This window comes from Frankia torreyi (genome assembly GCF_000948395.1).
Lineage (GTDB): Bacteria > Actinomycetota > Actinomycetes > Frankiales > Frankiaceae > Frankia > Frankia torreyi.
The window spans coordinates 73,681-99,358 of record NZ_JYFN01000012.1 but is presented as its reverse complement, the minus strand read 5'-3'; the positions used below and the strand labels follow the sequence as shown (position 1 = coordinate 99,358).

General features: G+C 73.4%; 22 protein-coding genes and 2 pseudogenes. 12 read left to right on the top strand and 12 right to left on the bottom strand.

Going from position 1 to position 25,678, the window contains the following annotated elements:
• Window positions 1-69 precede the first annotated feature (69 nt).
• The 10 genes from FF36_RS10065 to FF36_RS10020 all read left to right on the top strand — a co-directional run bounded on the left by FF36_RS10065 (window position 70) and on the right by FF36_RS10020 (window position 11,598).
• Window positions 70-1,245, top strand: a complete 1,176-nt coding sequence (locus tag FF36_RS10065; RefSeq protein WP_110431432.1) for a gluconeogenesis factor YvcK family protein — start codon at window positions 70-72, stop codon at window positions 1,243-1,245.
• Window positions 1,246-1,250: 5 nt separating this feature from the next.
• Complete coding sequence (whiA, locus tag FF36_RS10060; protein ID WP_044884780.1) at window positions 1,251-2,237, top strand: DNA-binding protein WhiA; 987 nt, start codon at window positions 1,251-1,253, stop codon at window positions 2,235-2,237.
• A gap of 501 nt (window positions 2,238-2,738) precedes the next feature.
• On the top strand, window positions 2,739-3,746 hold the full coding sequence (gap, locus tag FF36_RS10055) for a type I glyceraldehyde-3-phosphate dehydrogenase (RefSeq protein WP_044884740.1): 1,008 nt from the start codon (window positions 2,739-2,741) through the stop codon (window positions 3,744-3,746).
• 241 nt (window positions 3,747-3,987) lie between these two features.
• Window positions 3,988-5,190: a phosphoglycerate kinase gene (locus FF36_RS10050; protein ID WP_044884739.1), complete on the top strand. Its 1,203-nt coding sequence runs from the start codon at window positions 3,988-3,990 to the stop codon at window positions 5,188-5,190.
• A gap of 15 nt (window positions 5,191-5,205) precedes the next feature.
• Complete coding sequence (tpiA, locus tag FF36_RS10045; protein ID WP_255354306.1) at window positions 5,206-6,057, top strand: triose-phosphate isomerase; 852 nt, start codon at window positions 5,206-5,208, stop codon at window positions 6,055-6,057.
• 590 nt (window positions 6,058-6,647) lie between these two features.
• Window positions 6,648-6,878 (top strand): preprotein translocase subunit SecG, encoded by a 231-nt coding sequence (secG, locus tag FF36_RS10040; RefSeq protein ID WP_044884737.1) that lies wholly within the window; start codon window positions 6,648-6,650, stop codon window positions 6,876-6,878.
• Window positions 6,875-8,689 (top strand): ABC transporter substrate-binding protein, encoded by a 1,815-nt coding sequence (locus FF36_RS10035; protein WP_044884736.1) that lies wholly within the window; start codon window positions 6,875-6,877, stop codon window positions 8,687-8,689. Before secG ends, FF36_RS10035 begins: the two co-directional genes overlap by 4 nt.
• Window positions 8,690-8,934: 245 nt before the next feature.
• The gene (locus tag FF36_RS10030; RefSeq protein WP_009399449.1) at window positions 8,935-9,270 is read left to right on the top strand and encodes an RNA polymerase-binding protein RbpA; all 336 of its coding nucleotides are present in this window, start codon (window positions 8,935-8,937) and stop codon (window positions 9,268-9,270) included.
• A gap of 140 nt (window positions 9,271-9,410) precedes the next feature.
• Window positions 9,411-11,003 carry a serine/threonine-protein kinase gene (locus tag FF36_RS10025; RefSeq protein ID WP_044884735.1) on the top strand — a complete coding sequence of 531 codons (1,593 nt, stop codon included), beginning with the start codon at window positions 9,411-9,413 and terminating at the stop codon, window positions 11,001-11,003.
• A gap of 205 nt (window positions 11,004-11,208) precedes the next feature.
• The gene (locus FF36_RS10020; protein ID WP_044884734.1) at window positions 11,209-11,598 is read left to right on the top strand and encodes an SHOCT domain-containing protein; all 390 of its coding nucleotides are present in this window, start codon (window positions 11,209-11,211) and stop codon (window positions 11,596-11,598) included.
• Between the two features lie 86 nt (window positions 11,599-11,684).
• Here FF36_RS10020 and pgl read toward each other — a convergent pair whose 3' ends face one another.
• The 4 genes from pgl to tal all read right to left on the bottom strand — a co-directional run bounded on the left by pgl (window position 11,685) and on the right by tal (window position 16,653).
• Window positions 11,685-12,485, bottom strand: coding sequence for a 6-phosphogluconolactonase (gene pgl, locus FF36_RS10015; protein ID WP_044884733.1), 801 nt, complete (start codon window positions 12,483-12,485; stop codon window positions 11,685-11,687).
• A complete protein-coding gene (locus tag FF36_RS10010) occupies window positions 12,482-13,741 on the bottom strand; it encodes a glucose-6-phosphate dehydrogenase assembly protein OpcA (protein ID WP_044884732.1) in 1,260 nt (419 codons plus the stop codon). The genes pgl and FF36_RS10010 overlap by 4 nt, the downstream gene beginning before the upstream one ends.
• Window positions 13,742-13,850: 109 nt before the next feature.
• Window positions 13,851-15,383, bottom strand: a complete 1,533-nt coding sequence (gene zwf / locus FF36_RS10005; protein WP_044884731.1) for a glucose-6-phosphate dehydrogenase — start codon at window positions 15,381-15,383, stop codon at window positions 13,851-13,853.
• 154 nt (window positions 15,384-15,537) lie between these two features.
• A complete protein-coding gene (gene tal / locus FF36_RS10000; RefSeq protein ID WP_044884730.1) occupies window positions 15,538-16,653 on the bottom strand; it encodes a transaldolase in 1,116 nt (371 codons plus the stop codon).
• Between the two features lie 1,242 nt (window positions 16,654-17,895).
• Between tal and FF36_RS37615 the strand changes: the two are divergent.
• Together FF36_RS37615 and FF36_RS37610 are read left to right on the top strand one after the other, a co-directional pair.
• Window positions 17,896-18,387: pseudogene (locus FF36_RS37615) on the top strand (heme o synthase); the annotation flags it as partial.
• Window position 18,388: 1 nt separating this feature from the next.
• The coding region (locus FF36_RS37610; RefSeq protein ID WP_242422415.1) for a UbiA family prenyltransferase at window positions 18,389-18,765 on the top strand (377 nt) is incomplete at its 5' end.
• 299 nt (window positions 18,766-19,064) lie between these two features.
• Here the strand turns inward: FF36_RS37610 and FF36_RS40730 are convergent.
• From FF36_RS40730 to FF36_RS09965, 8 genes and pseudogenes are all read right to left on the bottom strand, one after another.
• On the bottom strand, window positions 19,065-19,241 hold the full coding sequence (locus FF36_RS40730; RefSeq protein WP_422615083.1) for a tetratricopeptide repeat protein: 177 nt from the start codon (window positions 19,239-19,241) through the stop codon (window positions 19,065-19,067).
• Entirely contained in the window at window positions 19,238-20,452 is a 1,215-nt protein-coding gene (fxsT, locus tag FF36_RS37605; protein WP_052681031.1) for an FxSxx-COOH system tetratricopeptide repeat protein, read from the bottom strand. The genes FF36_RS40730 and fxsT overlap by 4 nt, the downstream gene beginning before the upstream one ends.
• Before the next feature lie 143 nt (window positions 20,453-20,595).
• A pseudogene (locus tag FF36_RS37600) lies at window positions 20,596-20,942 on the bottom strand (toll/interleukin-1 receptor domain-containing protein); the annotation flags it as partial.
• A gap of 237 nt (window positions 20,943-21,179) precedes the next feature.
• Entirely contained in the window at window positions 21,180-21,611 is a 432-nt protein-coding gene (locus tag FF36_RS09985) for a PPOX class F420-dependent oxidoreductase (protein ID WP_044884729.1), read from the bottom strand.
• Between the two features lie 133 nt (window positions 21,612-21,744).
• On the bottom strand, window positions 21,745-22,848 hold the full coding sequence (locus tag FF36_RS09980) for a COX15/CtaA family protein (protein ID WP_044884728.1): 1,104 nt from the start codon (window positions 22,846-22,848) through the stop codon (window positions 21,745-21,747).
• Window positions 22,849-22,992: 144 nt separating this feature from the next.
• The gene (locus tag FF36_RS09975; protein ID WP_044884727.1) at window positions 22,993-23,826 is read right to left on the bottom strand and encodes an ABC transporter permease; all 834 of its coding nucleotides are present in this window, start codon (window positions 23,824-23,826) and stop codon (window positions 22,993-22,995) included.
• Window positions 23,823-24,926, bottom strand: coding sequence for an ABC transporter ATP-binding protein (locus FF36_RS09970; protein ID WP_044884726.1), 1,104 nt, complete (start codon window positions 24,924-24,926; stop codon window positions 23,823-23,825). Before FF36_RS09970 ends, FF36_RS09975 begins: the two co-directional genes overlap by 4 nt.
• Before the next feature lie 80 nt (window positions 24,927-25,006).
• Window positions 25,007-25,546 (bottom strand): transcriptional regulator, encoded by a 540-nt coding sequence (locus FF36_RS09965; RefSeq protein ID WP_044884777.1) that lies wholly within the window; start codon window positions 25,544-25,546, stop codon window positions 25,007-25,009.
• Window positions 25,547-25,678: the final 132 nt, after the last annotated feature.

Genomic DNA, 25,678 nt, shown 5'->3' with positions numbered 1-25,678 from the left:
GACCCCCGGGCCGCTGAGGGCGCTGGGGCCACCGGGGGCGCTGAGGGCGCCGGGGTCACTGGGGTCGCCGTGGCCCCTGAGGCCGTCCAGGCCGTCGAGGACGCGGGCGCCGGGCTGGAGCCGGCGGTCGTCGCCTTCGGCGGCGGCCACGGGCTCGCCGCCTCGCTGGCCGCGCTGCGCCAGCTCACCTCGGCGCTGACGGCGGTGGTTACCGTCGGCGACGACGGCGGATCATCGGGGCGGTTGCGAGCGGAGCTCGGCGCGCTGCCCATGGGGGACCTGCGGATGGCGCTGGCCGCGCTCGCCGGCCCGGACGGCCCGCCGGCGACCTGGGCGGAGCTCTTCCAACACCGGTTCGCCGGCTCCGGCTCGCTGGCCGGGCACGCCGTGGGGAACCTGGTGCTGACCGGGCTGGCCGAGCACACCGGCTCCCCGGTTGCCGCCCTCGATCTCGCCGCCGGCCTGCTCGGGGCGCGGGGTCGGGTACTGCCGCTGTCCACCGCGGGCATCGACATCGTCGCCGACGTCCTCGGGTTGGACCCGGCCGTACCGGGGGCGGTGACCGAGGTACGCGGGCAGGCCGCAGTTGCCACCACGGCGGGACGGGTGGCCGGTGTCCGGCTCGCACCGGCGGAACCGGCGGCCTGCGCGGAGGCGGTGGCGGCGGCCCACGCGGCCGACTGGCTCGTGCTCGGCCCGGGCTCGCTTTACACGAGCATGCTGCCGCACCTGCTGGTGCCTGGGATGCGGCAGGCGATCACCACCTCGCGGGCGCGCACGCTGATGGTCCTCAACCTGGCCGCCCAGCCGGGGGAGACCGCCGGGTACACCCCGCAGGCCCACCTCGACGCCCTGCGCCGGCACGTGCCCGGGCTGCGCCTGGACGTCGTGATCGCCGATCCGAGTGCCGTGCCCGAGCCCGACCCGCTGGCGCGGGCTGCGGCGGATCTCGGCGCCCGGCTGCATCTCGCGCCGGTGCGGGTGCCCGGCGCACCCGTGCACGACCCGGCCCGCCTTGCCGAGGCCTTCCGTGCAGTGTTCGCACGGTCCGGAGCGGGCGCACGGTCCGAAGCGGGCGCACAGTCCGCGGCGGCGTCGCCGGCCGTCCGCACCGGGCCGTCCGGGCCGCCGGCCCCGTCGGTGCCGCGGGCGCCGTCCGCGGGGGTCAGCCGGCGGCCGGTCACGAAGTACCCATCGTCCGGCGGCGCCGTTCGCCGGACCCCATTCGGTGAAGCCAAGGAGTGATCGGTGTGGCGGCGATGACGGCCACCGTCAAGGACGAACTGAGCCGGCTACGGGTCGCGAAGCCCTGTTGCCGGCGGGCCGAGATGGCAGCCCTGCTGCGTTTCGGTGGGGGGCTGCACATCGTCGGGGGCCGCATCGTGGTGGAGGCGGAGCTGGATACGGGTGCGACCGCGCGTCGGCTGCGTCGGGAGGTCGCCGAGGTCTTCGGCTTCCCGTCCACGGTGGCGGTGCTCGCCGCCGGGGGGCTGCGCCGCTCGGTGCGCTACATCGTGCGGGTCGAACGCGACGGTGAACAACTCGCCCGCTCGACGGGGCTGCTCGACCAGCGTGGCCGGCCCGTCCGCGGGCTGCCGCCGCAGGTCGTCACCGGCTCGGCCTGCGACGCGGCGGCGGCATGGCGGGGTGCGTTCCTCGCCCATGGGTCGCTGACGGAACCTGGCCGGTCCTGCTCGCTCGAGGTGACCTCGCCCGGTCCGGAGGCGGCGCTCGCGCTGGTCGGGGCGGCGCGGCGGCTCGGTGTGCAGGCCAAGAGCCGCGACGTGCGTGGGGTCGACCGGGTGGTCATCCGGGACGGGGACGCCATCAGCGCGTTGCTGACCAAGATCGGTGCCCATGACAGCCTGATGGCCTGGGAGGAGCGGCGGATGCGCCGCGAGGTCCGGGCGACGGCGAACCGGCTGGCGAACTTCGACGACGCCAACCTGCGCCGCTCGGCCCGCGCCGCGGTCGCGGCCGGGGCGCGGGTGCAGGCGGCGATGCGCATCCTCGGTGACGACGCGCCCGAGCACCTGCTCGCCGCGGGCCGGCTGCGCCTGGAACACGCCCAGGCGTCCCTGGAGGAACTCGGCGCGCTCGCCGACCCGCCGCTGACCAAGGACGCCGTCGCCGGGCGGATCCGGCGGCTGCTGGCGCTCGCGGACAAGCGGGCGAACGCACTCGGCATCCCCAACACCGAGGCAAGCGTCTCGCCGGACCTGCTGGAGAACGCCTGAGTGTTGACAATGCGTCATCTGGTTGATTCCGGGCATTTCGCTAGCTGGATCAGCGCTATTCCTGATAAGGGCCCGTTGGTGGCGGAACGTGCCGAGGTCGGACCAACGATGCCCGAACGTCCGTGGAATAATCGCGGAGTAGCACCATCGGGATCGCACGCAGGGGACGGTGCAGGCCTCGCGCCGCGGGGGTGCCCGAACGGTGGAGCGGCTCGGACGGTGTGACAGGCAAGCGCGGGACGTGCCTGGCCCGGGGGTCCGGGTGGGGGAGCGGCGGGAACCTCCGGAGGCGGAGCATCGTCGTGACCGGGTGGGAGCAGGTAGCCCGACGGACGCGCGGTCCCGTGTGAGGAGACCAACACCGCACGGTTCGGATTACCGCCGATGATGTGCGAACTCGTTAGGCTCCTGCCTCGACAACGAGATACCGAACTCCGGTCATGACGCAAGCGGCGTCGTGGCCGTCGAAACGACGAGACAAGACGGTAGGGAGTCCTGAACGTGGCTACGCGGGTGGGTGTCAACGGCTTCGGGCGGATCGGCCGTAACTTCTGGCGGGCGCTCGCGGCGAGCAAGCGGGACGACCTTGAGATCGTCGCCGTCAACGACCTGACCAACAACAAGACCCTCGCGCACCTTCTCAAGTACGACACCACCCTGGGCACGCTGGCCGCGCCGGTCAGCGTCGTCGACGAGGGCATCCGGGTCGGCGACACCCTGATCAAGGTGCTCGCCGAGCGCGACCCGGCCGCGCTGCCCTGGGGCGAGCTGGGCGTGGACATCGTCATCGAGTCCACCGGCCGGTTCACCAAGGCCGCCGACGCGGGCAAGCACCTCACGGCGGGTGCCAAGAAGGTCATCATCTCGGCCCCGGCCAAGGACGAGGACATCACCGTCGTCGTGGGCGTGAACGACGACGCCTACGACCCGGCGAAGCACCACATCCTGTCCAACGCCTCCTGCACCACGAACTGTGTGGCGCCGATGGCCAAGGTCCTCGACGAGGCGTTCGGCATCAGCCAGGGCCTCATGACCACCATCCACGCCTACACCAACGACCAGGTCATCCTGGACTTCCCGCACGAGGACCTGCGCCGGGCCCGGGCGGCGGCGCAGAACATCATCCCGACCACCACCGGTGCCGCCAAGGCCACCGCGCTGGTCCTGCCGCACCTCAAGGGCAAGCTCGACGGCATCGCCATGCGGGTGCCGGTGCTCGACGGCTCGGTCACCGACCTGGTCGCCACGCTGAACACGCCGGCGACCAAGGACGAGGTCAACGCGGCGTTCAGGGCGGCGGCCGACGGCCCGCTCAAGGGCTACCTGGTCTACACCGAGGACCCGATCGTCTCCTCCGACATCGTGAACACCCCGGCATCCTGCACCTTCGACTCGCTGCTGACGATGTCCGCCGGCAACCAGGTCAAGATCGTCGGCTGGTACGACAACGAGTGGGGCTACTCCAACCGGCTGGTCGACCTGACCGCCCTGGTCGGCGCCCGCCTCTAGGTTCGCCGTAGTACTGGTCTCGCTGTAGTACTGGTTTCGCTGTGGTGCAAGGCGCCGTTCCGGCCGGGGCCGCCGTCCGCGGTCCCGGCCGTCGTGGTTGCGTCCCGCACTCTTCCTCTCGCATCGCAACCGCAACGCCGCGGAGCGTGTCCGGCCAGGTTCCCGGTGGGGATCGCCGGAGGCGGTTCGCAGCATCGCCCGTCTCCCTTCCCCGGTCTCGAACCCAATGGAGTAACCAAGAGTGAGGACGATCGACGACCTACAGGTCGCCGGGCACCGCGTCCTGGTCCGCAGCGACCTGAACGTGCCGCTGGACCGTTCGGGCGACACCCCGCGCATCACCGACGACGGCCGGGTCCGCGCCAGTGTCCCGACGATCGCCGCGCTGCTGGACCGTGGCGCGCGGGTGATCGTGACCTCCCATCTCGGCCGTCCCAAGGGCGAGCCCGACCCCAAGTACTCGCTGGAGCCGGTCGCGGTCCGCCTCGGCGAGCTGCTCGGCCGGCCGGTGGCCTTCGCCGGCGACGGCACCGGCGACATCTCCGGCGCCCGCGCGCGTGAGGTCGTCGCCGGTCTCGGCGACGGCGAGGTGGCGCTGCTGGAGAACCTGCGCTTCTCGCCCGGCGAGACCAGCAAGGACGCCGTGACCCGGGCGTCGTTCGCGGACGCCCTGGCGGCCCTGGCCGAGTTCTACGTCGGCGACGCCTTCGGCGCGGTCCACCGGGCCCACGCCAGCGTCGTCGACGTGCCCAAGCGCCTGCCGCACGCGGCCGGCCGGCTGGTGCTCACCGAGCTCGACGTGCTGCGCCGGCTCAGCGCCGACCCGGCCCGCCCCTACGCGGTGGTCCTCGGTGGCTCGAAGGTGTCGGACAAGCTCGGGGTCATCCGCGCCCTGCTGCCCAAGGTCGACGCGCTGCTCGTCGGCGGTGGCATGTGCTTCACCTTCCTGGCGGCCCTCGGCCACGGCGTCGGGGGCTCGCTGCTCGAGTCCGAGATGATCGACACCTGCAAGGCCCTGCTCGCCGAGGGCGGCGACCGGATCGTGCTGCCGACCGACGTCGTCGTCGCCGACCGCTTCGCCGCCGACGCCCAGACGGCGGTCGTCGCCGCCGACGGGATCGAGGCGGGCTGGCTCGGCCTGGACATCGGCCCGGAGTCCACGGCGCAGTTCGCCGAGCGGCTCGCCGGCGCCGCGACCGTGTTCTGGAACGGCCCGATGGGCGTGTTCGAGCTCGCGCCGTTCGCCGCCGGCACCCGCGGGGTCGCCGAGGCGATCGCCGCCGGGGACGGCTTCTCCGTGGTGGGTGGCGGGGACTCCGCCGCCGCCGTGCGCACGCTCGGCATCCCCGACGACGCCTTCAGCCACATCTCCACCGGCGGCGGGGCGAGCCTGGAGTACCTCGAGGGCAAGACGCTGCCCGGCCTCGCGGCGCTCGATGTCTGAGACCGGGAGCCGGTGATGGCACCGCTGGGCCGGGGACGATCCGAACGGGGTACCGAGAAAGGTAAGAACCGCGTGAGCAAGGACAAGGGCACCGGGCGGCGGACACTGGTGGCCGGCAACTGGAAGATGAACCTCAACCACCTCGAGGCCATCGCGCTGGTGCAGAAGATCGCCTTCGATCTCAAGCCCGCGGAGCTCGAGACCGTCGAGGTCGTCGTCATCCCGCCGTTCACCGACCTGCGCAGCGTCCAGACGCTGATCGACGGCGACAAGCTCGCCCTGGGCTACGGCGGGCAGGACCTCTCTCCGCACGGCTCGGGCGCGCACACCGGCGACATCAGCGGGTCGATGCTGGCCAAGCTCGGCTGCTCCTACGTCGTCGTCGGCCATTCCGAGCGCCGCGCCGACCACCACGAGGACGACGCCCTGGTCGCCGCGAAGGCGAAGGCGGCCTACGCCGCCGGGATCACGCCGATCCTGTGCGTCGGCGAAGTGGAGGAGATCCGCGCGGCCGGCACCCACGTCGAGCACGTGCTGGGCCAGCTCACCGGGTCGCTTGCCGGGATCACCGCCGAGCAGGCCGCGACGATCGTCATCGCCTACGAGCCGGTGTGGGCGATCGGCACCGGCCGCACGGCGTCCGCCCAGGACGCCCAGGACATGTGCGCCGCCGTGCGCGGGCAGCTCGCCCGGCTCTACGGCGACGCGGTGGCCGCGGGCATCCGCGTGCTGTACGGCGGCTCGGTGAAGGCGGCGAACGCCGGCGAGCTGTTCACCATGCCCGACGTCGACGGCGGGCTCGTCGGCGGGGCCAGCCTCGTCGCCGAGGAGTTCGTCGGCATCGTGCGCAGCGGCCCGCCCGCCTGAGGCGGCCGAACCGAGAGCCCGGTGGGGGTGAACCCCGCCGGGCTCTCGCCGTTGTGGGCGCAGTGCCGTTGTGGGTGCGGTGCCAGATCTCGACGCACGCAACGCTCGCCCGCCGGCCGGACCCGGCTGCGCATCGCGCGCCCGGAGCGGGGTGCGTCACCGCGGTCCGGGCGACAGGGTGCGGTACCTTGGCGGAACCGTAGAGAAACGGCCGGCCGGGCCGGTCTGTATGCGGCTGCCCGCCGTGTACCCGGTCACGCACCCGGCCCTCGCGGTGCCGGTTCCGGCGGGGGCTCGCCGGTGCAAGCGGATACTGTTGCCTGGCGACGTGTGCCGATACCGCTTGCCCCCTGACGGTTGCCGGATCCACCGAGGTTGCTGCCAGGCGTGGGTTGCTTGGCAGGCGTGGGTTGCCTGCCGGGTGCAGGGTGCTTGGCAGGTGCAGGGTGCTTGGCAGGCGTGGGTCGCTTGGTAGGCGCAGGTTGCTGGAAGGCGCAGGAGGTGTGCAGGGCCGTGGAGCCTCCACTGTCGCGGAGGCGAGCCGGGCGCGGGTCTCCTGCCACCTCCCCGAGGAGCAGGAGCTGGTCTGAATGACGGTCGGTCTGTCGATCGCCTTGATCATCGCGAGTATTCTGATGATCCTGCTCGTCTTGTTGCACCGGGCCAAGGGCGGCGGTCTGTCCACCCTGTTCGGTGGGGGCGTGTCCTCGTCGCTCGGCGGTTCCTCCGTCGTGGAGAAGAACCTCGACCGGCTGACCATCCTGGTCGGGACCGTGTGGTTCGTCTGCATCATCGGTCTCGGTCTGCTGCTGAAGAATTGAACGCCCCGCGTGCGCGCCGCCGCCCCCGGAGGGCGGCGGCGTCTCGACTTGCGGCGCTCGCCGCCGTGCTCGCCGTCACCGTCGCGGCCTGCAGCGGCGGTTCCGGCGGCTCCGGCCGCCTCGCCGCCCCCAGCCCCACCCCGACGGCCATCGCCACGACCCCGCCGGCGGCCAAGCCCGGGGGCACCCTGCGCATCGTCACCCAGCAGATGCCCAGCGGAGACCCGGGCTGGGCCGACCAGCCCGGCGAGCAGGCCGTCGTCCGCCTCGTCGCCCGCCAGCTCTACAGCTATCCCGCCGACGCCGATGCGGCGAAGTCGACAGTCCCGCGGCCCGACCTGGCCGCCGGGGCGCCGATTGTCACCGAGGACGGGCTGGTCTACACCGTCCGGCTGCGGTCGGCGGCCCGCTGGGACACCCCGAACCAGCGGCGGATCACGGCCAACGACGTCGCCCGTGGCATCAAGCGGCTGTGCGTGCCGCCGGATCCCTCCCCGCTGCGCGGCTACTTCGCCGCGACGGTCGTCGGCTTCCGCGAATTCTGTACCGAGCTCGCGGCGACCCCGGCCGGGGACGCCGCCGCCTTCGTCGAGAGCAACACCATCGAGGGGGTGGAGATCGTCGGCGATGACACCGTCGCGTTCCACCTGCTCGCCCCGGTGAACGACTTCGTCGACGTACTGGCCCTGCCGGCGGCGTCGCCGGTGCCGCTGGAGGCGCTCGCCTATCCGCCCGACTCGCCGGAGTACCTGCACAACCTGGTCTCCGACGGGCCCTACCGGTTCACCATCGCCCCGGACGACGACGCCACGCCGGGCTACCGGCTGGCCCGAAACCCGTCGTGGAGCGCCTCCTCGGACGGCATCCGCCGGGCGCTACCCGACCACATCACGATCATCGACGGGCTGTCCCCCGAACAGATGCAGCAGCAGCTCGAACGCGGCGACGCGGACATGGCGCTCGACGGTGAACTCCCGGCCGGCCGGGCCGCGGAACTGGCGAAGGCCAAGGACCCGCGCCTCGTCGTCGCCCCGGTGGGTTCCACCCTGGCGCTCACGGTAGGCCTCGACGGGCCGTCCGCGGCAGCCCTGCGCGAACCGGCCATCCGCCAGGCGCTGCCCTACTGCATCGACCGGGTGAGCCTGGCCGCGGCTCTCGGCGGCCCCGAGTTCGCCGCCACCACGGGCGGGCTGCTGCAGGAGCCGATGACCGGCTACAACGACGCCGACCCGTTCCCGAGCCCCGCCGGCCTCGGCGACCCGGCCCGCTGTCGGGAGGCGCTCAGCCAGACCCCCGGCGGACCCGTCACGGCGCTGTCGCTGCTCACCACCGACAGCGCCACCGACGCGGCGGTCGCCGAGGCGCTGCGTACGGCGTTCGCCCGCGCTGGCGTCCGCCTTGACGTGCGGATCCGCACCGGTGCGCGCTGGACCGCCGCGGCGGTCCAGCCCACCGGCCAGTTCTGGGACCTGGCGCTGTCCACGATCACCCCGGCGTGGTTCGGCGACGCCGGGCGCACGGTCTTCCAGCCGCTGCTGGACGAGCAGTGGCTCGGCCCGCGGCCCGCCGACGGCGGCTACCGCGATCCGAACGCCTCCCGCCAGCTCGACGCCGCCCTGCGGGCCACCTCGGAGACCACCGCGGCCGCCTCGTGGGGCGCGCTGGAGCAGACCGTCGTCGGCAGCGCCGCGGTGATCCCGCTGGCGGTCGTGCACACCCCGGAGTTCCACAGCGCGGGGGTCACGACGTTCGCGATCGTGCCGTCCATCGGCACGGCCGATCCGTCCGCCGTGTCGCTCGGATCCGGATGACGCCCGACCCGTCCTTGATCGTCCCGGCTGTGCATGGCCGGGTTGGGGTGGTCGGTGCATCCACGTTGGGCCCTGGCGGCCTACACTCCCCCCAGGACGTACCCGGAGGGACAACCCGGGGGAGTGGCCGGGAACGTCATGCTTGCGGAACCGGCTGTCGGTTCCCGCGGTGGTGCACACCGCGGGGCCGCCGCAGCGGGTTCCGGGCTACCACCCATGGGACGAGACGAAGGAGCACGCGGGCCGTGGCAGGTGGCAACGCCATCCGGGGGAGCCGGGTCGGGGCAGGACCGATGGGAGAGGCGGAGCGCGGCGAGACCGCGCCCCGCCAGCGCATCTCCTTCTGGTGTGCCAACGCGCACGAGACGAGACCGTCGTTCGCCGCGGACGCGGCCATTCCCGACACGTGGGACTGTCCGAGCTGTGGCTTTCCGGCGGGGCGGGACCGGGACAACACCCCGGCCCCGCCGCGGACCGAGCCGTACAAGACCCATCTCGCCTACGTCCGGGAGCGGCGTAACGAGAAGGACGGCGAGGCGATCCTCGCGGAAGCCCTCGCCAAGCTGCGGGGCGCCCCCTAGGCTGATTCGAGGCCTGACATCCGGCCCGCGCCGCGCTCGCGCCCGCGGCCGGACAGGCGGGCCGTCGGTTGGTGCCCGGCGCGGGTGCGCGGGACGCTCCCGCCCGGCCCCGCCAGGCCCACCGCCGAGGATGATGCGCCGTGACCGTTGATGACGTCGGCGCCGGTCGGCTCGTCGCGGGGCGCTACCGGCTGGTCGAGTGGCTGGGCGCCGGCGGGATGGGCACCGTCTGGCGGGCGTACGACGAGGTGCTGCGGGTCGACGTCGCAGTCAAGGAGATCCGGTTCCCGGCCGACCTCGAGGACGCCGAGCGGGCCGGCCAGGTCGACACGGCGATGCGGGAGGCTCGCAACGCCGCCCGGCTACGGGGCAACCCGCACGTCGTGACCGTCCACGACGCCGTCGAGCAGGACGGGCTGCCGTGGATCGTGATGGACTACGTGCCCGCCGCCACCCTGGTCGCCACCGTCGAGCGCGGGGGCCCGCTGCCGGTGGAACGCGCGGCCCGGGTGGGCCTCGCCGTCCTTGACGCCCTCGTCGCCGGCAAGCGGCTCGGGGTGTTGCACCGCGACGTCAAGCCGTCCAACATCCTGCTGGCGCACGACGGCCGGGTGCTGCTCACCGACTTCGGCATCGCCACGCACGTCTCCGACCCGACGCTGACCGGGGGTCTCGGTAGCGGCGGGACCCCCGCCTACATGGCCCCCGAGCGGCTGCTCGGCGGTGCGGCGACCCTCGCCGGCGACCTGTTCGCGCTCGGCGCCACCCTCTACCTCGCCGTCGAGGGGGTCCCCCCGTTTCACCGGGAGACCCTGCCGCTGACGGTCGGCGCGGTGCTGCACGCCGACCCGCCCCCGTTCGCCCGCGCCGGCCCGCTGGCCCCCGCGATCGCCGGCCTGCTGGCCAAGAGCCCGGCGAGCCGGCTGCGCCCCGACGGCGCGCAGGCCCTGCTCACCCGGGCGTCATCCGGCTCCGCGCCGCTGCGCCCGGCCCCTGCAGCGCGCGGTCGAGTGCCGGGTGGCGCGACCGGAGCGGCTCCGGGTGGCGTGTCCGGGGTGGTCCCGGGTGGCGTGTCCGGAGCGGTCCCGGATGGCGTGACCGGAGTAGCCCCGGGGAGCGCGACGCCGGTGTCCCTGCGGGCCATGCCCGGCGCGGTGCCGGGGCGGCGCCCGGTGGCGGGCGGGTCGCCGCCGACGGGGCCGAGCGGGGGGCGGTGGGACTGGCGGCCGGTCGGCCTGCTGCTCGCCGCGCTGGTGGCGGTCGTGGCCGTGGCTGGCGGGATCCTTCTGCTCACCTCCGGCGGTGGCGGTGGTGGCGGCGAGATCGGCCCGTCCCGGTCGGCCGGGCCCGTCGCCGCGGTCGACGGGGACGGCGCGGCGCGGCCGGGGAACGGCGGCGACCTGCCCGCCGGCATGATCGGGCGGTGGCGGGGGACGGTCGCGCAGGACGAGGCCTCGTATCCGGCCGAGCTCATCCTGGCCGGCGGCCGGGTGGGCGAGACCCTGGGCAGTAACCGGAACACGCGCGACGGCTGCGCGGCCGACCTGGAGCTCCTGAGCGTCCGCGGCGCCGAGGCCCGGTTCGCCGAGCGTCTCACCGCGGGCGGCGTGGCGTGCGTCGCGAACGCGGTCGACGTCCTCGTGCTGCGCACCGACGGCACCCTGGACTACGACTATCCAGCGTCCTTGATTGTTCCGGGCGGGCATGCGGTGCTGCGTCGGGTGCCCGGGTGAGCCGACCCCGCCGGCGAATACCACGAGCATCCAGGGGAGGCAGGGGAGGCGTGGCGGGACTCGGGTTTCCACCCCGGACGGGTGACCGGGGGCGACGGCGGGGCGGCCGCGGGCGGGTATGACCCGGGTCTCGGCCCGCAGGCTCCGCGCGGACCGGCGACCGTCCCCCGGGTCCGGGGCGACGGTACTGACTGGAGGTGCCGCGGTGGATCCCGACTTCCCGTTGCTGAGCGTGTTCCTCTACATGGTCTGGTTCTTCGCCTTCGTCCTGTGGCTGTTCCTGCTCTTCGCGGTGATCACCGATGTCTTCCGCAGCCCGGACCTGTCTGGCTGGGCGAAGGCGGCCTGGACCGCCGCCATCGTCGTGCTGCCCTGTCTCGGTGTGCTCGCCTACCTCGTCGTCCGCGGCGGCAGCATGCACGAGCGCAGCCGCGCCGCCGCGGACCGGGACGAGCGGGCGTGGCGGGCGTATCTCGAGCGGGCCGCCGCCCCGGCGAGCAGCGCCGACGAGCTCGGCAAGCTCGCGGACCTGCGCGATCAGGGCATCATCAGCGACGTCGAGTTCGAACGCGGCAAGACGCGGATCCTCGCCTGAGCACAGGCGGCGGTCCCGGAAAACCCGGCCCGCCGACCGCACCAACCCACCGCACCAACCCACCGGCGCCTCAGCCGGGGTCGGTGTCAGCCGTGGGTCGGTGTCAGGCGGGAGGCGGCCGCCCGGTCGACCAGCCAGAGGGTGCGTTCGCGGCCCACGGCTCCGGTTGCCGGGACGTCGATCGGCCCCGCTCCGGAGAACGACGCGGCCACGGCCCCGGCCTTCTCCTCACCCGCGACGATCACCCACACCTCGCGGGCCGACTGGATCGTCGGCAGGGTCAGGGAAATGCGTTCCGGCGGCGGCTTCGGGCAGTCGTGCACGGCCACCACCGGCTCCGTGGCCACGACCGCCGGCGAGTTCGGGAACAGGGACGCGACGTGCCCCTCCGGGCCGAGACCGAGCAGGACGACGTCGAACACGGGGACCGCGGCGCCCGGCGCCGCGCGGCCGGCGAGCAGGGCCGCGTACTCCGCCCCCGCCGACTCCGGGTCGGCGTAGCCGGATGCCGCGGTGCTGCCCTCGACGTCCCCGCCGGCCGTCTGGGCCGCGTGATGGCCCATCGGGAACACCCGCTTCGGGTCGACCGGGATGTGGTCGAGCAGCGCCTCGCGGGCCTGCCGGTCGTTGCGGTCGGGGGAGTCCGCGGGGACGAACCGCTCGTCGCCCCACCAGACGTCGACCCTGGACCAGTCGACCGCGTCGACCGCGGGGTTCGTCCGGACCGCTCGCAGCAGTGCGATGCCGATGCCACCGCCGGTGAGCACCACCGACGCCTCGCCGCGGGCGGCCTGCCCGTCGATCAGCCGGGTGATCAGCCGGGCGGCGGCGGCGCGGGCGAGGACGCCGGCGTCGCGGTGCGGGACGAGCTGCGGCTCGGCTGTCATGCGCCGCCCGCCTTCGGCTGGTCCGCCGTCGCAGATCCGGATGTGGACCCGGATGTGGACCCGGCGGCCGGGCCGCGCGCCGGCCGCTTCGCCTGGGCGGCGGAGCCCGACAGGCCGGCGGGCGGGGAGCTCCCGGCGGAGGACGCCGTTCCCGCCTGGGGTGCGCTCCCGGTCTGGGATGCGCTCCCGGTCTGGGGTGCGCTCCTGGCAGGGGATGTCGTTCCCGCCTGGGAGGTCGCCCCGGCCTGGGCGGCGCCGGCGGTCGGCGGAACCGTGCTGGTGACCGTCACGGACTTGTCCATCGGGTCGCGCCAGATGTGCTCGCGGTGCGGCGAGCGGTCGGCGAGGTGCGCCAGGCCGCTCCAGGTACCCAGCGCCTCAGCGAAGACCTCGTCGTCGTCGAGCCGGCGCAGCTCCTCGGCGAGCAGCTCGCCGACGCCGCGGCCCGGCAGCGGCAGGACGCGGTCCGGGTAGCCGGACCGGGAGATCCTCGCCGTGCGGGAGTCGGTCCGGGAGATCGCGAGCTCGGACCCGCCGAAGGACACGGTCACCTTCGTGATGTCGGGCCGGCTCCCGACCTCCTCGACGGACACCGGGATGCCGAGCTTGTTCTGCAACCAGCCGGCGAAGAGCTGGGCGCTCGGGTTGGCCCGCCCGGAGGTGATCACCGCCGCGTCGGGCCGGTCGCTGACGGTGTCGAACGCCGCGGCGAGCAGGGTCCGCCACGGCGTCAGGCGGGTCCACGACAGGTCCGTGTCGCCGGGCGCGAAGTCCGTCGCCCGCTGGGACAGCGCGGCCAGCGGGTCGGGGGCGGCGGTGACGTCGGTGACGCGGCGGTCGGCGAAGACGCCGAGCGGATCGTAGGCGATCCGGACCGGCGGCTCGTCGTGCCACCAGGTGACCACCGGGGCGTCCGGGGCGAGCAGCGGCAGCACGACCGACTCGGCGTGCAGCGCCAGGCGCCCCGACATCCGCATGACGACCGCCTCACCCGGGCCGAGCCGGCCGCCGATCGAGACCTCGGCGTCCAGCCGGGGGTGCGGCGACTCGATCTGACGGCGCACCACGATGAGCAGCCGGCACGGGTGGGCGGAGGCGGCGAGCGTCGCCGCGCCCTCGGCCTCGCTGACGTGCCTCTCGTCGACGACGGCGACGAGGGTGAGCGCCAGCCCGAAGGCCAGCGCCCCGGCCGCCCGCCGCTCGGCGGAGAGGGCCTTGACCACCTCAGAACCGGTGGTGTCCCACAGCGTGGTCACGAGGGGCTCCTATCCGTCCGCGGGAGTGGGCCGCCGGCCGACGGGAAGCCTCGGTCGACGGGAGGGTGCACGCCGTGATGGCCGGCCGGGCGCCGGTGGGCGGGCGCGCTCACGGCCGCCGCCACCGGCGGCCGTCCGCGGCGAGCATCTCGTCGGCCGCCGCCGGCCCCCAGCTTCCCGCGCGGTAGCGGTGCGGGGTCGTGTTCGCCCAGTACTCCTCCAGCGGGTCGACGATCCGCCAGGACTCCTCGACCTCGGCGTTGTTCGGGAACAGCGTCGCGTCGCCGAGCAGCACGTCGAGGATGAGCCGCTCGTAGGCCTCGGGCAGCGCCTCGGTGAACGCCTCGCCGAACAGGAAGTCCATCGCGACGTCGCGGACCTCCATCGCCGAGCCCGGCACCTTGGAACCGAACTTCAGGGTGACGCCCTCGTCGGGCTGCACCCGGATGACGAGCTGGTTGTTGCCGAGCTCGGCGGTGTCGGTGTGGTCGAAGGGCAGGTGCGGCGCCTTCTTGAACACGATCGCGATCTCGGTGACCCGTCGGGGTAGCCGCTTGCCGGTCCGCAGGTAGAACGGCACCCCGGCCCAGCGGCGGGTCTCGATGCCGAGCCGTACCGCGGCGAACGTCTCCGTTCGGGAGCCCGGCGGGATGTCCTTCTCGTCGAGATAGCCGGGAACCCGCTCCCCGGCGAGCCAGCCCTGCTCGTACTGGCCGCGCACGGCAAAGCGGGCAAGGTCGTCGGGCAGCGAGACGGCGCGCAGCACCTTGAGCTTCTCGGTGCGGATCGTCTCCGGGCCGAAGCTGACCGGCTCCTCCATCGCGGTGAGGGCGAGCAACTGGAGCAGGTGGTTCTGGAGCACGTCGCGGGCGGCGCCGGTCTCGTCGTAGAAGCCGGCGCGGGTGCCGATGCCGACGTCCTCGGCCATGGTGATCTGCACCGAGTCGACGAACTGCGAGTTCCAGATCGGCTCGTACAGGCTGTTCGCGAACCGCAGCGCGAACAGGTTCTGCACCGTCTCCTTGCCCAGGTAATGGTCGATCCGGTACACCCCCGACGGGGTGAACACGTCGTCGACCAGGGCGTTGAGGTCGCGAGCCGAGGCCAGATCGTGCCCGAACGGCTTCTCGATGACGACGCGGCGCCAGCCGCCCGAGTCCTGCGCCGAGGACAGGCCCGTGCGCTGCATCTGCTTGAGCACGACCGGGAACGCCGAGGGCGGGATGGACAGGTAGAACGCGGCGTTGCCCCCGATGCCGTGCGAGCGCTCCAGGTCCTCCAGCGTCGAGGCGAGCCGGTCGAAGGCCGCGTCGTCGTCGAAGGAGCCCTGCAGGAAGCGGACGGAGCCGGCCAGCCGGTCCCAGACCTCGTCCCGGAACGGGGTGCGCGCGCCCTTCTCGGCGGACTCGCGGGCGAAATCGACGAAATCGCCGTCCGACCAGTCCCTGCGCGCGAAACCGAGCAGCACGAAACCAGGCGGCAGCAGCCCGCGGCTGAACAGGTCGTAGACGGCGGGAATCAGCTTCTTGCGGGCCAGGTCACCGGTCGCACCGAACACCACGAGGGCGCTCGCGTCCGGCAGCCGGGGCAGTCTGCGGTCACGTGGATCCCGCAGCGGGTTGGATCTCACCGTGGGCGCCACCCGTTCCCCCTTCGTTCTCGCTTCGGTCTACCCGAGGTTGTTTCACCTGCGACCGTCGCCTGTCCACGACGGACGCTGAGACGATCACCACGGCCGCGGACCGGCCCGGTCACCCGGCCGATCGGGGTCATGCTCACGACGCGGGACGTGCCGGCTAGCCGTCCGAACCGGACCTGCCGAGCTGCTGCGCGATGGTGCCGAGCAGCTGGTTCCACGAGTCCTCGAACTTCTGTACCCCCTGGGTCTCCAGAGTCTCGATCACGTCGTCGAGGTCCACGCCGACGGCGGCCAGCGCGGCGAACACGCCACGGGCGTCGTCGTAGTACGGGCGGATGGTCTCCCCGCGGACCGTCCCGTGGTCGGCGAACGCCTGCAGGGTCGCCTCGGGCATGGTGTTGACGGTGCCGGGCGCGATCAGCTCGGAGACGTAGATCGTGTCCGGCAGGGACGGGTCCTTCGTCGAGGTGGACGCCCACAGCGGCCGCTGTGGCTTCGCGCCCTGCGCGGCCAGCGCCTGCCACCGAGGGGTGGCGAACGCCTTCTCGTACCGTTCGTAGGCCAACCGGGCATTCGCGATCGCCGTCTTCGCGTGCAGCGCCTTCGCCTCCGGCGTGCCGATCTTCTCCAGCCGGGCGTCGACCTCGGAGTCGACCCGGCTGACGAAGAACGACGCGACCGAGGCCAGGTCGCTGACGTCCCGGCCGGCCTCGATCGCCTGCTCGACACCTGCGATGAACGCCTCGATGACGGCGTCGTAGCGGTCCAGGCCGAAGATCAGCGTGACGTTCACGCTGATGCCCTGAGCGAGGGTCTCGGTGATCGCCGGCAGCCCGTCCTGGGTGGCCGGGATCTTGATGAACAGGTTGGGCCGGTCCACCAGCCACCACAGCGCGCGGGCCTCGGCGACGGTGCGCTCGGCCTCGTGGGCCAGGCGGGGGTCGACCTCGAGGGACACCCGCCCGTCGACCCCGCCGGAGGCGTCGTAGACGCCGCGCAGCACGTCGCAGGCGTCACGGACGTCCGCGGCGGTGATCGCGCGCACCGCCTCGCCGACGTCGACACCGCGGACCTTCAGGTCGCGTAGCTGCTCGTTGTACAGGTCGCTGGACGCAATCGCCTTCTGGAAGATCGTCGGATTGCTGGTGACACCGACGACGCTGCGGTTGGCGACCAGATCGGCGAGGTTGCCGGTGCGCAGCCGGTCCCGGCTGATGTCGTCCAACCAGACCGCCACTCCGGCGGCCGAGAGCTCGGACAGGGGGTTGCTCATCAGGCTTTGGTTCCTCTCCGCGGGCGGTGAACGTCCACAACAGGTCAAGCCGTTCTCGGTGCCGGTGATGCCCGTCGCCGGGAATCGGTTCCGGTGCGCCGCCGACCGGCGCGCGGCGCAGGCCGGCTCCGACCTGACGCCCGCCGGGTGCACCCCTGTGGGCACTACCCCGTCGCGCCGGCTCCATCCCAGTCTGGTTCCAGTCTGATCCCCATCTGTTCGGCTCTGTGACGCGCGGGTAGCGGTTGGAAGAACACCCGGCGTGAACTGGCAGGACGGCACTCGTGAGACACACCACGCCGGGCCTGGGCCGCGGGCGGGACGACCCCGTCCGGTGGCCCGGCCGGCTGGACGCGCGACCGGCGACGTGATCCAGACCGCACCGTCCGCTGCCCGGTGCGGGTGCGGCCGCCGCGCGTGCGCCCCAATCCGGCGGCTAGACTCCGACACGTCGTAGAACACCGTCCGCTCCGTCCCCGGGGCTCCGTACAGTGCGGGTCGTCCGCCGATCCCGCCGATCGCGAGGTCGCTCTGTCTACCGAGGCCGCCCTTCGTCGCCGGCACGTCACCACACGCGGACCGGTGCGGTCGGGCACCTCTCCGTCGGTGATCGCCGCAACCACGCTCCCGCCTGCCCCGGACCATGTCCCGGCCCAGGGTGCCCCCGACCCCGCGGACGCCCCGCGCCCCGAGACCGCACCGACCGAGGCAGCCATGCCGTCCCCCGCGAACGCGACACCCACCGGTAGCGCGATCTCCGGTGGGGTCGGACTCTCGAACGGTGTCGCGAAGCCCGCCGGAACCGGCCGCTCGAACGGGGTCGCGGTCTCGAATGGCACGGCGGTCTCGAACGGGGTCGCGGTCTCGAATGGCATCGCGGTCTCGAATGGCACGGCGGTCTCGAACGGGGTCGCGGTCTCGAACGGCACCGCGAAGTCGAACGGCACCGCGAAGTCCAACGGCACGGCGGCCTCCCCGGTCGGCGCCGTCATGTCGAACGTGACGGTGATTCCCCACGGTTCGACCGCCGCGTCACGCGTCGGATCCGGCTCGAACGGCACGTCCGGCTCGAACGGCACGTCCGGCTCGAACGGAACCGCTTCCCCCACAGCGACCCACCGCTCCGGTTCTCCCACGGCGACCCATCGCTCCGGTTCCCCCACGGCGGCGTCGAACGGCACGGCGGCCGCCCACGCGGCGCCCGCCGCCGCGGTGCCGCCCGTCGCGAGTGGGTTCGCCGCGGTGAACGCGAAGATCCGCGCCTACGTCGCGCTCATGAAGCTGCGCGTGGTCGAGTTGCTGCTCATCACCACCGTGCCGGTGATGATGCTCGCGGACCGGGGGATGCCCTCGCTCTGGTTGATCGCCGTCACCCTCGTCGCCGGCACCCTGGCGGCCGGCAGCGCCAACACGATCAACTGTTACGTCGACCGGGACATCGACCAGGTCATGGCCCGCACCAAGCGGCGCCCCCTGGTCCGTGCCACCGTCACCCCGACCGAGGCGCTCGTCTTCGGCATCGCCATCGGCATCGTCTCGACGCTGATGTTCGGCCTGCTGGTGAACTGGCCGTCGGCGCTGCTCGCGGACGGCGCGATCGCCTTCTACGTCTTCGTCTACACCCTCGGGCTCAAGCGCCGTACCCCGTCGAACATCGTCATCGGCGGCGCGGCCGGCTGCTTCCCGGTCCTCATCGGCTGGTCCGCGGTCACCGGCACCGTGGGCTGGTCGGCGNTGCTGCTGTTCGCCGTGGTGTTCTTCTGGACCCCGCCGCACTTCTGGGCGCTGGCGATGAAGTTCCGCGACGACTACGCCGCGGCCGGCATCCCGATGCTGCCCGTCGTCGCCCCCGTCGAGGTGGTGACCCGGCGCATCCTCGGCTACTCGTACGCGATGGTGGCCGCCTCGCTCGCGCTGGTCCCGGTGGCCCACACCGGCCCGGTGTACCTGGTGTCCGCCGTGGTCGTCGGCGCCTGGTTCCTCGCCGAGGCGCACCGCATCGACCGCCGGACCCGCCGCGGCGACGATCCCCGCCCCATGCGTCTGTTCCACATGTCGATCACCTACCTGACGCTGCTGTTCGTCGCGATCGCGGTCACCGCCGTCGTCTGACCCCCGCTCCGCCTCGGATCCCACCGATCCGACTCCCCAGACGCGCCGACCGCACACCCGCGGCCGGCGCGTCTGGCCTTCGGGGGCGCTCGGGTTCCGCGGAACACTTCGCGGTCCCACCGGCAGCGTTTCCCGCAGAAATGATCAGCCGTCTCGCCGCAGACCAGGCCGCGGCGAACTGTTCGCTCGGGTTGCGACCTCTCCGGACGAGGCGCCAGAAAGCACAACGGCACGAGGCCACGGCTCGGCCGTTCTTACCGGACGGACGGCGCCGTCTGCGAGCTGTCAGCAGTCAGCAGTCAGCCGGTGCGTGCGGTTCGGGCGGCCGCCAGATTCTCCCGGATCGTTGCCGTGACTGGATGGTCCTGACCCAGGACACGCACGCTTTCGGTGAGGGTCTGTTCGTGCAGGGCGATGGCCTCATCGAGGCGTCCCACCGACCGGTAGGCGCCGGCGAGGTTGTGGCGGCTGGTCAGGGTGTCAGGGTGGTCGGGTCCCGGGTGAGGTTCTCGTCTGATCCGTCCTGGTCGGAGTGGCGGTCGAGGGCGGTGCGGAGGTGGGGAAGCACAGTGCGCCAGCGGGGCCAGTTCTCCGGGTGCCCGGCAATGCCTGCCGGCAGGGTCGCGCGCAGGAGGTGGATGAGGGTGGCGTCGGTGGTGGTGTGCTGGTCGGGGGTCATCGTGGTGCGGACGGCGGCGGAGGTGAGCCGGTGCACGGTGAGAGTGGGCCCGTCGCGGCGGGTGAGCCCGTAGTCGACGAGCGCGCCAACCGTGTCCGCCCAGGCCAGGGGATCGGCCGCCGCGTCGTGGAGGGGGCCGGCGGGTAGTTCGTCGATGTTGTCGCTGAAGAGGTCGAGGGGGATGGCCTCCGCGGCGCACGCCGCGCACAGTTCCAGCAGACCGACCGCGGCGGGCTGGTCGGCGCGCAGCCGTGCCAGGGAGAGGTCCCACAGGTTGGCGATCGTGATGCCGGGCCGGTCGGGCACCCACCCGCGGTGCAGCATGTCCCCGAGCCGCCCGCGCAGGAGCTGGGCGTAGTCGTCGGGCGGCATGCCGGTCTCGCCCAGGTAGCCGGCGGCCTGCTCCACGGCCAAGGGCAGGTCCCCGAGGAGTTGCGCGATCCGCCCGGCCGTCCCGGGGGCGAGCGCGGGGATCCGCCGGGTGAGCAGGTCGACCGCGTCGCGTCGGGGGAGCTCGGGCACGGCGATCTGGGTTCCGAAGCCGTCGAGGCCGGCGCGCCGCGAGGTGACGAGCAGCCGGCCGAAATGATCGGTCGGGCGGAACGGGCCGACCAGGGCCCGGTCCCCGATGTTGTCGAGGATGAGCAGCCAGCGCAGCCGTTCGCGCCGGAGCACGTCGAGGACGGCGGACCAGTCCGCGCCGTCGGGCAGGCCGAGGTGCACGCCGAGGTGCACGCCGAGGGTGGACACGTGCCCGGGGATGAGCTGTGGATCTTCGGTGGGTATCCACCAGACCAGGTCGTAGCTGTGTGAGTGGCGGTGGGCGTATTCGACGGCGAGGGCGGTTTTCCCGATCCCACCGAGGCCGTGCAGGGCGCAGACCGCGACCGTGCCCTCGTCGGTGAGTTGCTGGTCGAGCAGGTCGGCTCGGCCGGTGAAGTGGGCCAGCCGTGGGGGGACGTTCCACACGTCCGGCCGGCCGCCGGGGAACGACGGGCGGACCTGCACCGCCCGCCCGTCAGGCGGGAACGGTGGTGCGTCGCGTGGTTTCGCCCGGCCACCGGGGACCGGGCCAGTGCCGCCGCGCGGAGCAGTTCCGCCCGCGCCTGTCCCTCCGGGAGCGCGAACAGGTCTGTGGAGACCACCTGGGCGAGTAGTCCCGGCCGGTCGCAGTCGGCTACCCGCGTCACGAGAAGCTTGCGGGCCGCCCCGGACGGGTCCGCGGCCCACGCCGCCTGCCATTCGGCCTGGCCGTAGACCGAGCGGGTGTAGGCGTCGGAGAGCACCGCGATGGTCCGCGTCGCGCGCTGGGCCCCGTCGTGCATCCCGCCGACCCAGTTCGACCCGGGGCGAAGTCCCCCGCCTGGACCAGGACCCGGTAGGTGGCTTCTTCCAAGGTCCAGGCGATCCACTCGGCCCAGCCCCGGTCCGCCGCGGTGTAGGAGACGAAGAAGTCCCAACCGCCATCCCCGTCAGCCGACCCGCCCCCGCCGATCATCTGTTCAGTGTCCCATCGCACCCACACCGGACCATTCCAGTACGGGAACCGACACCTACAGTGCTCGACAGGAGGATGTACCTGGGTTGGCTCGACGAGGCACGAGAGAGGGCGACGACCTCTCCCACGATCGGAGTCGGGGCATGCCGGCGTGACGTGGGTTGGACGGTTCAGCGGTCCGGCCCGGCCGCACCGCCCTGCCCGAGGCGTCCGGCCTTCGGTCGACGGACCTGGGTTTCAGCCCAGCTTCTCGCCGTACACGTGGTCGACCGCCATTCTCATGAGCACCCGGCGGTCGGACACCATCACCGACCGGTACTCGTCCCAGTCCGGGTGCTCCCCGGCGGCGCTGCGGTAGTAGTGCACCAGCGCCTCGACCTCGGGGCCGCGGGGGTCCGTCCCCGGTCCGGTGAGCGTCGCCGTGCCCTCGGCGGTGGCCCAGGCGCGGCCGTCCGGGCTGGTGACCTCCAGGGTGGCGCGCGGATCCCGACGCAGGTTTGCCGTCTTGGCTCGCCCTTCGGTCATCGAGACGTAGAGGACCTCCGCCTCACGGTCGAAGTAGGGCTGGACGGGAGAAAGCTGAGGACGGCCGTCGGCCTTGATCGTGGCAAGGACACCGAGTCGACTCTCCGCGAGCAGCACCCGCGGGTCGAAGGGCGTGATGGTCATGTGCGTGCCCAACCTCCGCCCGTCCGCCCCCTATTCCTGACGGCGCGGGCCCCACACGGTCGGGGCGCGCTCCGTCGGCCGGTCAGTACCAGGCGCGTTCGGTCGGCCGGTCAGTACCCGGTGCGGTCCTCGGTCAGGGGCGGGGCGCGCCGACGGGCTGGCGGCCCGGCGTCCCTGGGGCCTCTGCCGGAGCGGGCTGGGCCCCTGCTCCGGGCACGGGCGCGGCGACCTGGGCCGGCGAGGCCGGCGCCACGAATGCCGGGGCCGCGTCGGTCGGTGTCGCCATGTCGGTCGGTGTCGCCGCGCCGGCGGTCGCCAGGGCCGGGCGGGTGACCATGGAGAGCCACAGGCGCAGCGCGACGACCCACATGATGGTGGCGCCGGTCATGTGCAGGGCGACGAGGCCGGAGGGGACGCCGAGGAAGTACTGGGCGAAGCCGATGCCGGCCTGCGCGACGACCACGGCGATCAGGACGAGCGAGTCGCGTCGGGCGGCCACGGGGGCGGCGGTGACCCGCACCGCGAACGCCATCGCCGCGACCAGGCCGGTCAGCAGCATCGCGCCGTCGGCGTGGAGCTGGGAGACGTTGACGATGTCGAAGCCGAAGCGGGCGGGGTGCTCGCTGTCGCCGCTGTGCGGGCCGGTCCCGGTCACCACCGTGCCGAGGACGAGGACGCCGGCCGAGACGACGACGAGCAGCCGGGCCAGCCACAGCAGCGCGGGGGCGACCGCCGGGGTCACCGCGCCGGCGCCCTGGCGGGCGCGGCGGTCGAGGACGACGGCGTTCCACAGCAGCACCATGGACAGCAGGAAGTGGCCGGCGACGGTCGTCGGGTTCAGCTTCGTCAGGACCGTGATGCCGCCCAGCACCGCCTGGCCGAGGTAGCCCAGCCACAGGCCGAACGACAGCAGGGTCAGGTCCCGGCGGCGGCCGTCGCGCAGGCGCAGCGCCATGATCGGGGTGATGAGCACCACCAGCCCGACGACCAGCCCGACGACCCGGTTGCCGAACTCGATCGCGCCGTGCAGGGCGTACTCGGAGTGCGGCGTGAACGAGCCGTCGCCGCACTGCGGCCACGTCGGGCAGCCCAGGCCGGAGCCGCTGAGCCGGACGACTCCGCCGCTGACCACGATCAGGGACAGCGCGAAGACGTTGAGCGCGGTGACGACCTGGAACGCGCGCCGGCTGACGAGCGGCAATCTCCGACGCGTTGTAGAAGCTGGCACGGGTGCCATAGTAACGCCCGGTGCGCCCACGACTCGCCGGTCGGACGCCGGGCCGCCCGGTCGGGTCATACGCGGGGATCGGGTCATTCCCGGCAGTCGGTTATGCGCGGCGGCCGGGTCATGCGCGGCGGCCGGGTCATGCGCGGCGGTCGGTTATTCCCAGCGGAAGGTGCGGGCGGCCAGGCCCAGGGTCACCACGGCCCACACCGCGAGCACGACCAGGTTGCGGACCCCGGGGCCGGAACCGTCGGCGAGGACGTCGCGCAGCCCGTCCGACAGTGCGGCGGTGGGCAGCACCTCGGCGATCGCCCGCAGCCAGCCGGGCAGCTTCGACAGCGGGAAGACCACCCCGCCGATCAGCAGCAACAGCAGGTAGACGCCGTTGGCAGCGGCAAGCGTCGCCTCGGCGCGCAGGGTGCCGGCCATGAGCAGACCGAGCCCGGAGAAGGCGGCCGTGCCGAGCACGAGCAGCGCCAGCACGGACGGCACGGCGCCCGCCCCGCCGCTGGGATCCCAGCCGAGCGCGAAGCCGACCGCGACCAGCAGGACGAGCTGGATGACCTCGACGGCGAGCACCGCCGCGGTCTTGCCGGCGAGCAGGATCGAGCGGGGCAGGGGCGTCGCGCCGAGGCGCTTGAGCACCCCGTAGGAGCGTTCGAAGCCGGTGGCGATCGCCTGGCCGGTGAACGCGGTCGACATCACCGCGAGCGCCAGCACCCCGGGGACGAGGAAGTCCACCGACTTCTCGGTGTCGCTCGGGAGCACGTCCACGGCGGTGAAGAAGGCGAGCAGGCCGACCGGTATGATCATGGTCAGCAGCACGGACTCGCCGCGGCGCAGGGTGAGGATCAGTTCGAGTCGGGTCTGCGCGGCGAACATCCGGGCGCGGGTGGCCGCCGCCGGCGCCGGGCGCAGGTCGAGCAGGCCGGCGCGGCCCCGGCCAGCGGGTCCCCGGGTGCCGGGCCCGGCGGCGTCGGTGGCGGTCATGAGCCCAGCTCCGAACCGGTCAGCTCCACGAAGACGTCCTCCAGCGTTCGTTGCTCCACCCGGAGATCCTCCGCGAGCACGCCGTTGCCGGCGCACCAGGCGGTCACCGCGGCGAGCAGCTGCGGGTCGACCGTGCCCTGAACCAGGTAGTGCCCGGTCGGTCCCTCGTGGGCGGTGGTGCCGTCCGGCAGCGCGAGCAGCAGCTTGCCGAGCTCCAGGCCGGTGGGGGCACGGAAGCGCAACTGGCCCTCGGCGCCGCCGCGGGTGAGCTCCGCGGGCGAGCCGACGGCCACGACCCGACCGCGGTTGATGATGATCACCTGGTCGGCGAGGCGCTCGGCCTCGTCCATCGCGTGGGTGGTGAGCACGACGGTGACGCCGGCCGTGCGCAGCTCCTCGATGAGCTCCCAGGTGGTGCGCCGACCCGCGACGTCCAGCCCGGCCGTCGGCTCGTCGAGGAACACCAGCTCGGGGCGGCCGACCACGGCCATCGCCAGCGACAGCCGCTGCTGCTGGCCGCCGGACAGCCGGCGGAACGGGGTGCCGGCGGAGTCGGTCAGACCGAGCCGGTCCAGCAGCGCCGCGGGATCGAGCGGGTGGCGATGGTGCGCGGCGACCAGCCGCAGCATCTCCCCGGCCCGGGCGCCCGGGTACATCCCGCCGGCCTGGAGCATCACGCCGACCCGGGGCCGCAGGGCGACCGCGTCCACGATCGGGTCACGGCCCAGGATGCGGACCTCGCCCGCGTCGGCCCGGCGGAAGCCCTCGCAGATCTCCACCGTCGTCGTCTTGCCGGCGCCGTTGGGGCCCAGCAGCGCCGTCACCGAGCCGACCGGGACGCCCAGCGACAAGCCGTCGACCGCGCGGATCCGGCCATCGGGGGAGGCTGCCCGCCCCGCCGACGCCGCGAGCGTGGCGGGCGTCGTCGAGACCTCGGCGAACGGCGCGGGCCGCAGAGCCGGCGCGGCGGAGCTGCGGCGGCCACGTCGACCGGGGCCCCGGGAGCCCTCGCCGCGCGCGGTCCCGGACCGGGAGGGAATGGATCGCGCGGAGTAGGTCTTCACGAGGCCATTGACGCTGACTGCCAGGATCTCGGCCACCTGGCGATCCTACGGATCCGACCGGGGGGAAGGGGGGTCGGTNCCTGCCNCCTCGGAGCCGACCCGCCGGTCGGACACCCTCAACTTCGCTGCTGCGGCGGCCGGATGGGCAGGACGCGGCGCCGTGCGCCGACCGCCACCGGCTCGCCCGGCTCCACCAACGCGCCCCAGGCGCCGAGCCGTTCATAGAGCATCGACGGCGTCGTGCTGTACAGGCGCGACAGGGACTGCAGGTCGGAGCGGCGTAGCCGCAGGATGTCGCGGGAGCTGTCCGAGCGCAGGACCTGCACGATCGCGATCCAGCGTCGCAGCGGGCCGGTCCGGGTCGGCGGCAGTTTGCGCAGTCGGCGCAGATCGATGACGAGTGGGGGAAGGTGGTCGACGTCACGGCGGTCGGCTGCCGGCGGGACCAGCAGGGTCGCGGGAACGTCGTACAACTCGGCGAGCTCGACGAGCCGGTGCACCCGCAGGGTGCGGGAGCCTCGTTCGTAGGCCCCCAGAGTTCCCGCGGTCCACCGGCCGTGGGTGCGCTCCTGGACATCCAGCAGCGACATGCCACGCCGGTTGCGCGCCGCGCGAAGCCGGCGCCCGAGCTCCAGGGCGTAGTCCGCCTCGGTCACGGTCTCCGTCCGGGTCAGGTCGACAGGAGACGCCAACCGCCCCCAGTGACAGCCTGTCAGGCATCGGTGCGCCTGACAGCCGGTTCGACCAAGAAGGCGCGAGGGAATGTGGCCCTGGCGTGCTCCCGTGAA

Bases quoted from the DNA above. Each gene is read 5' to 3' on its own strand.
- FF36_RS09980 (WP_044884728.1), bottom strand. From the start codon at position 22,848: ATGGCACCCGTGCCAGCTTCTACAACGCGTCGGAGATTGCCGCTCGTC.
- tal (WP_044884730.1), bottom strand. From the start codon at position 16,653: ATGAGCAACCCCCTGTCCGAGCTCTCGGCCGCCGGAGTGGCGGTCTGG.
- FF36_RS09985 (WP_044884729.1), bottom strand. From the start codon at position 21,611: ATGACCATCACGCCCTTCGACCCGCGGGTGCTGCTCGCGGAGAGTCGA.
- secG (WP_044884737.1), top strand. From the start codon at position 6,648: ATGACGGTCGGTCTGTCGATCGCCTTGATCATCGCGAGTATTCTGATG.
- pgl (WP_044884733.1), bottom strand. From the start codon at position 12,485: ATGACAGCCGAGCCGCAGCTCGTCCCGCACCGCGACGCCGGCGTCCTC.
- FF36_RS09975 (WP_044884727.1), bottom strand. From the start codon at position 23,826: ATGACCGCCACCGACGCCGCCGGGCCCGGCACCCGGGGACCCGCTGGC.
- tpiA (WP_255354306.1), top strand. From the start codon at position 5,206: ATGGCACCGCTGGGCCGGGGACGATCCGAACGGGGTACCGAGAAAGGT.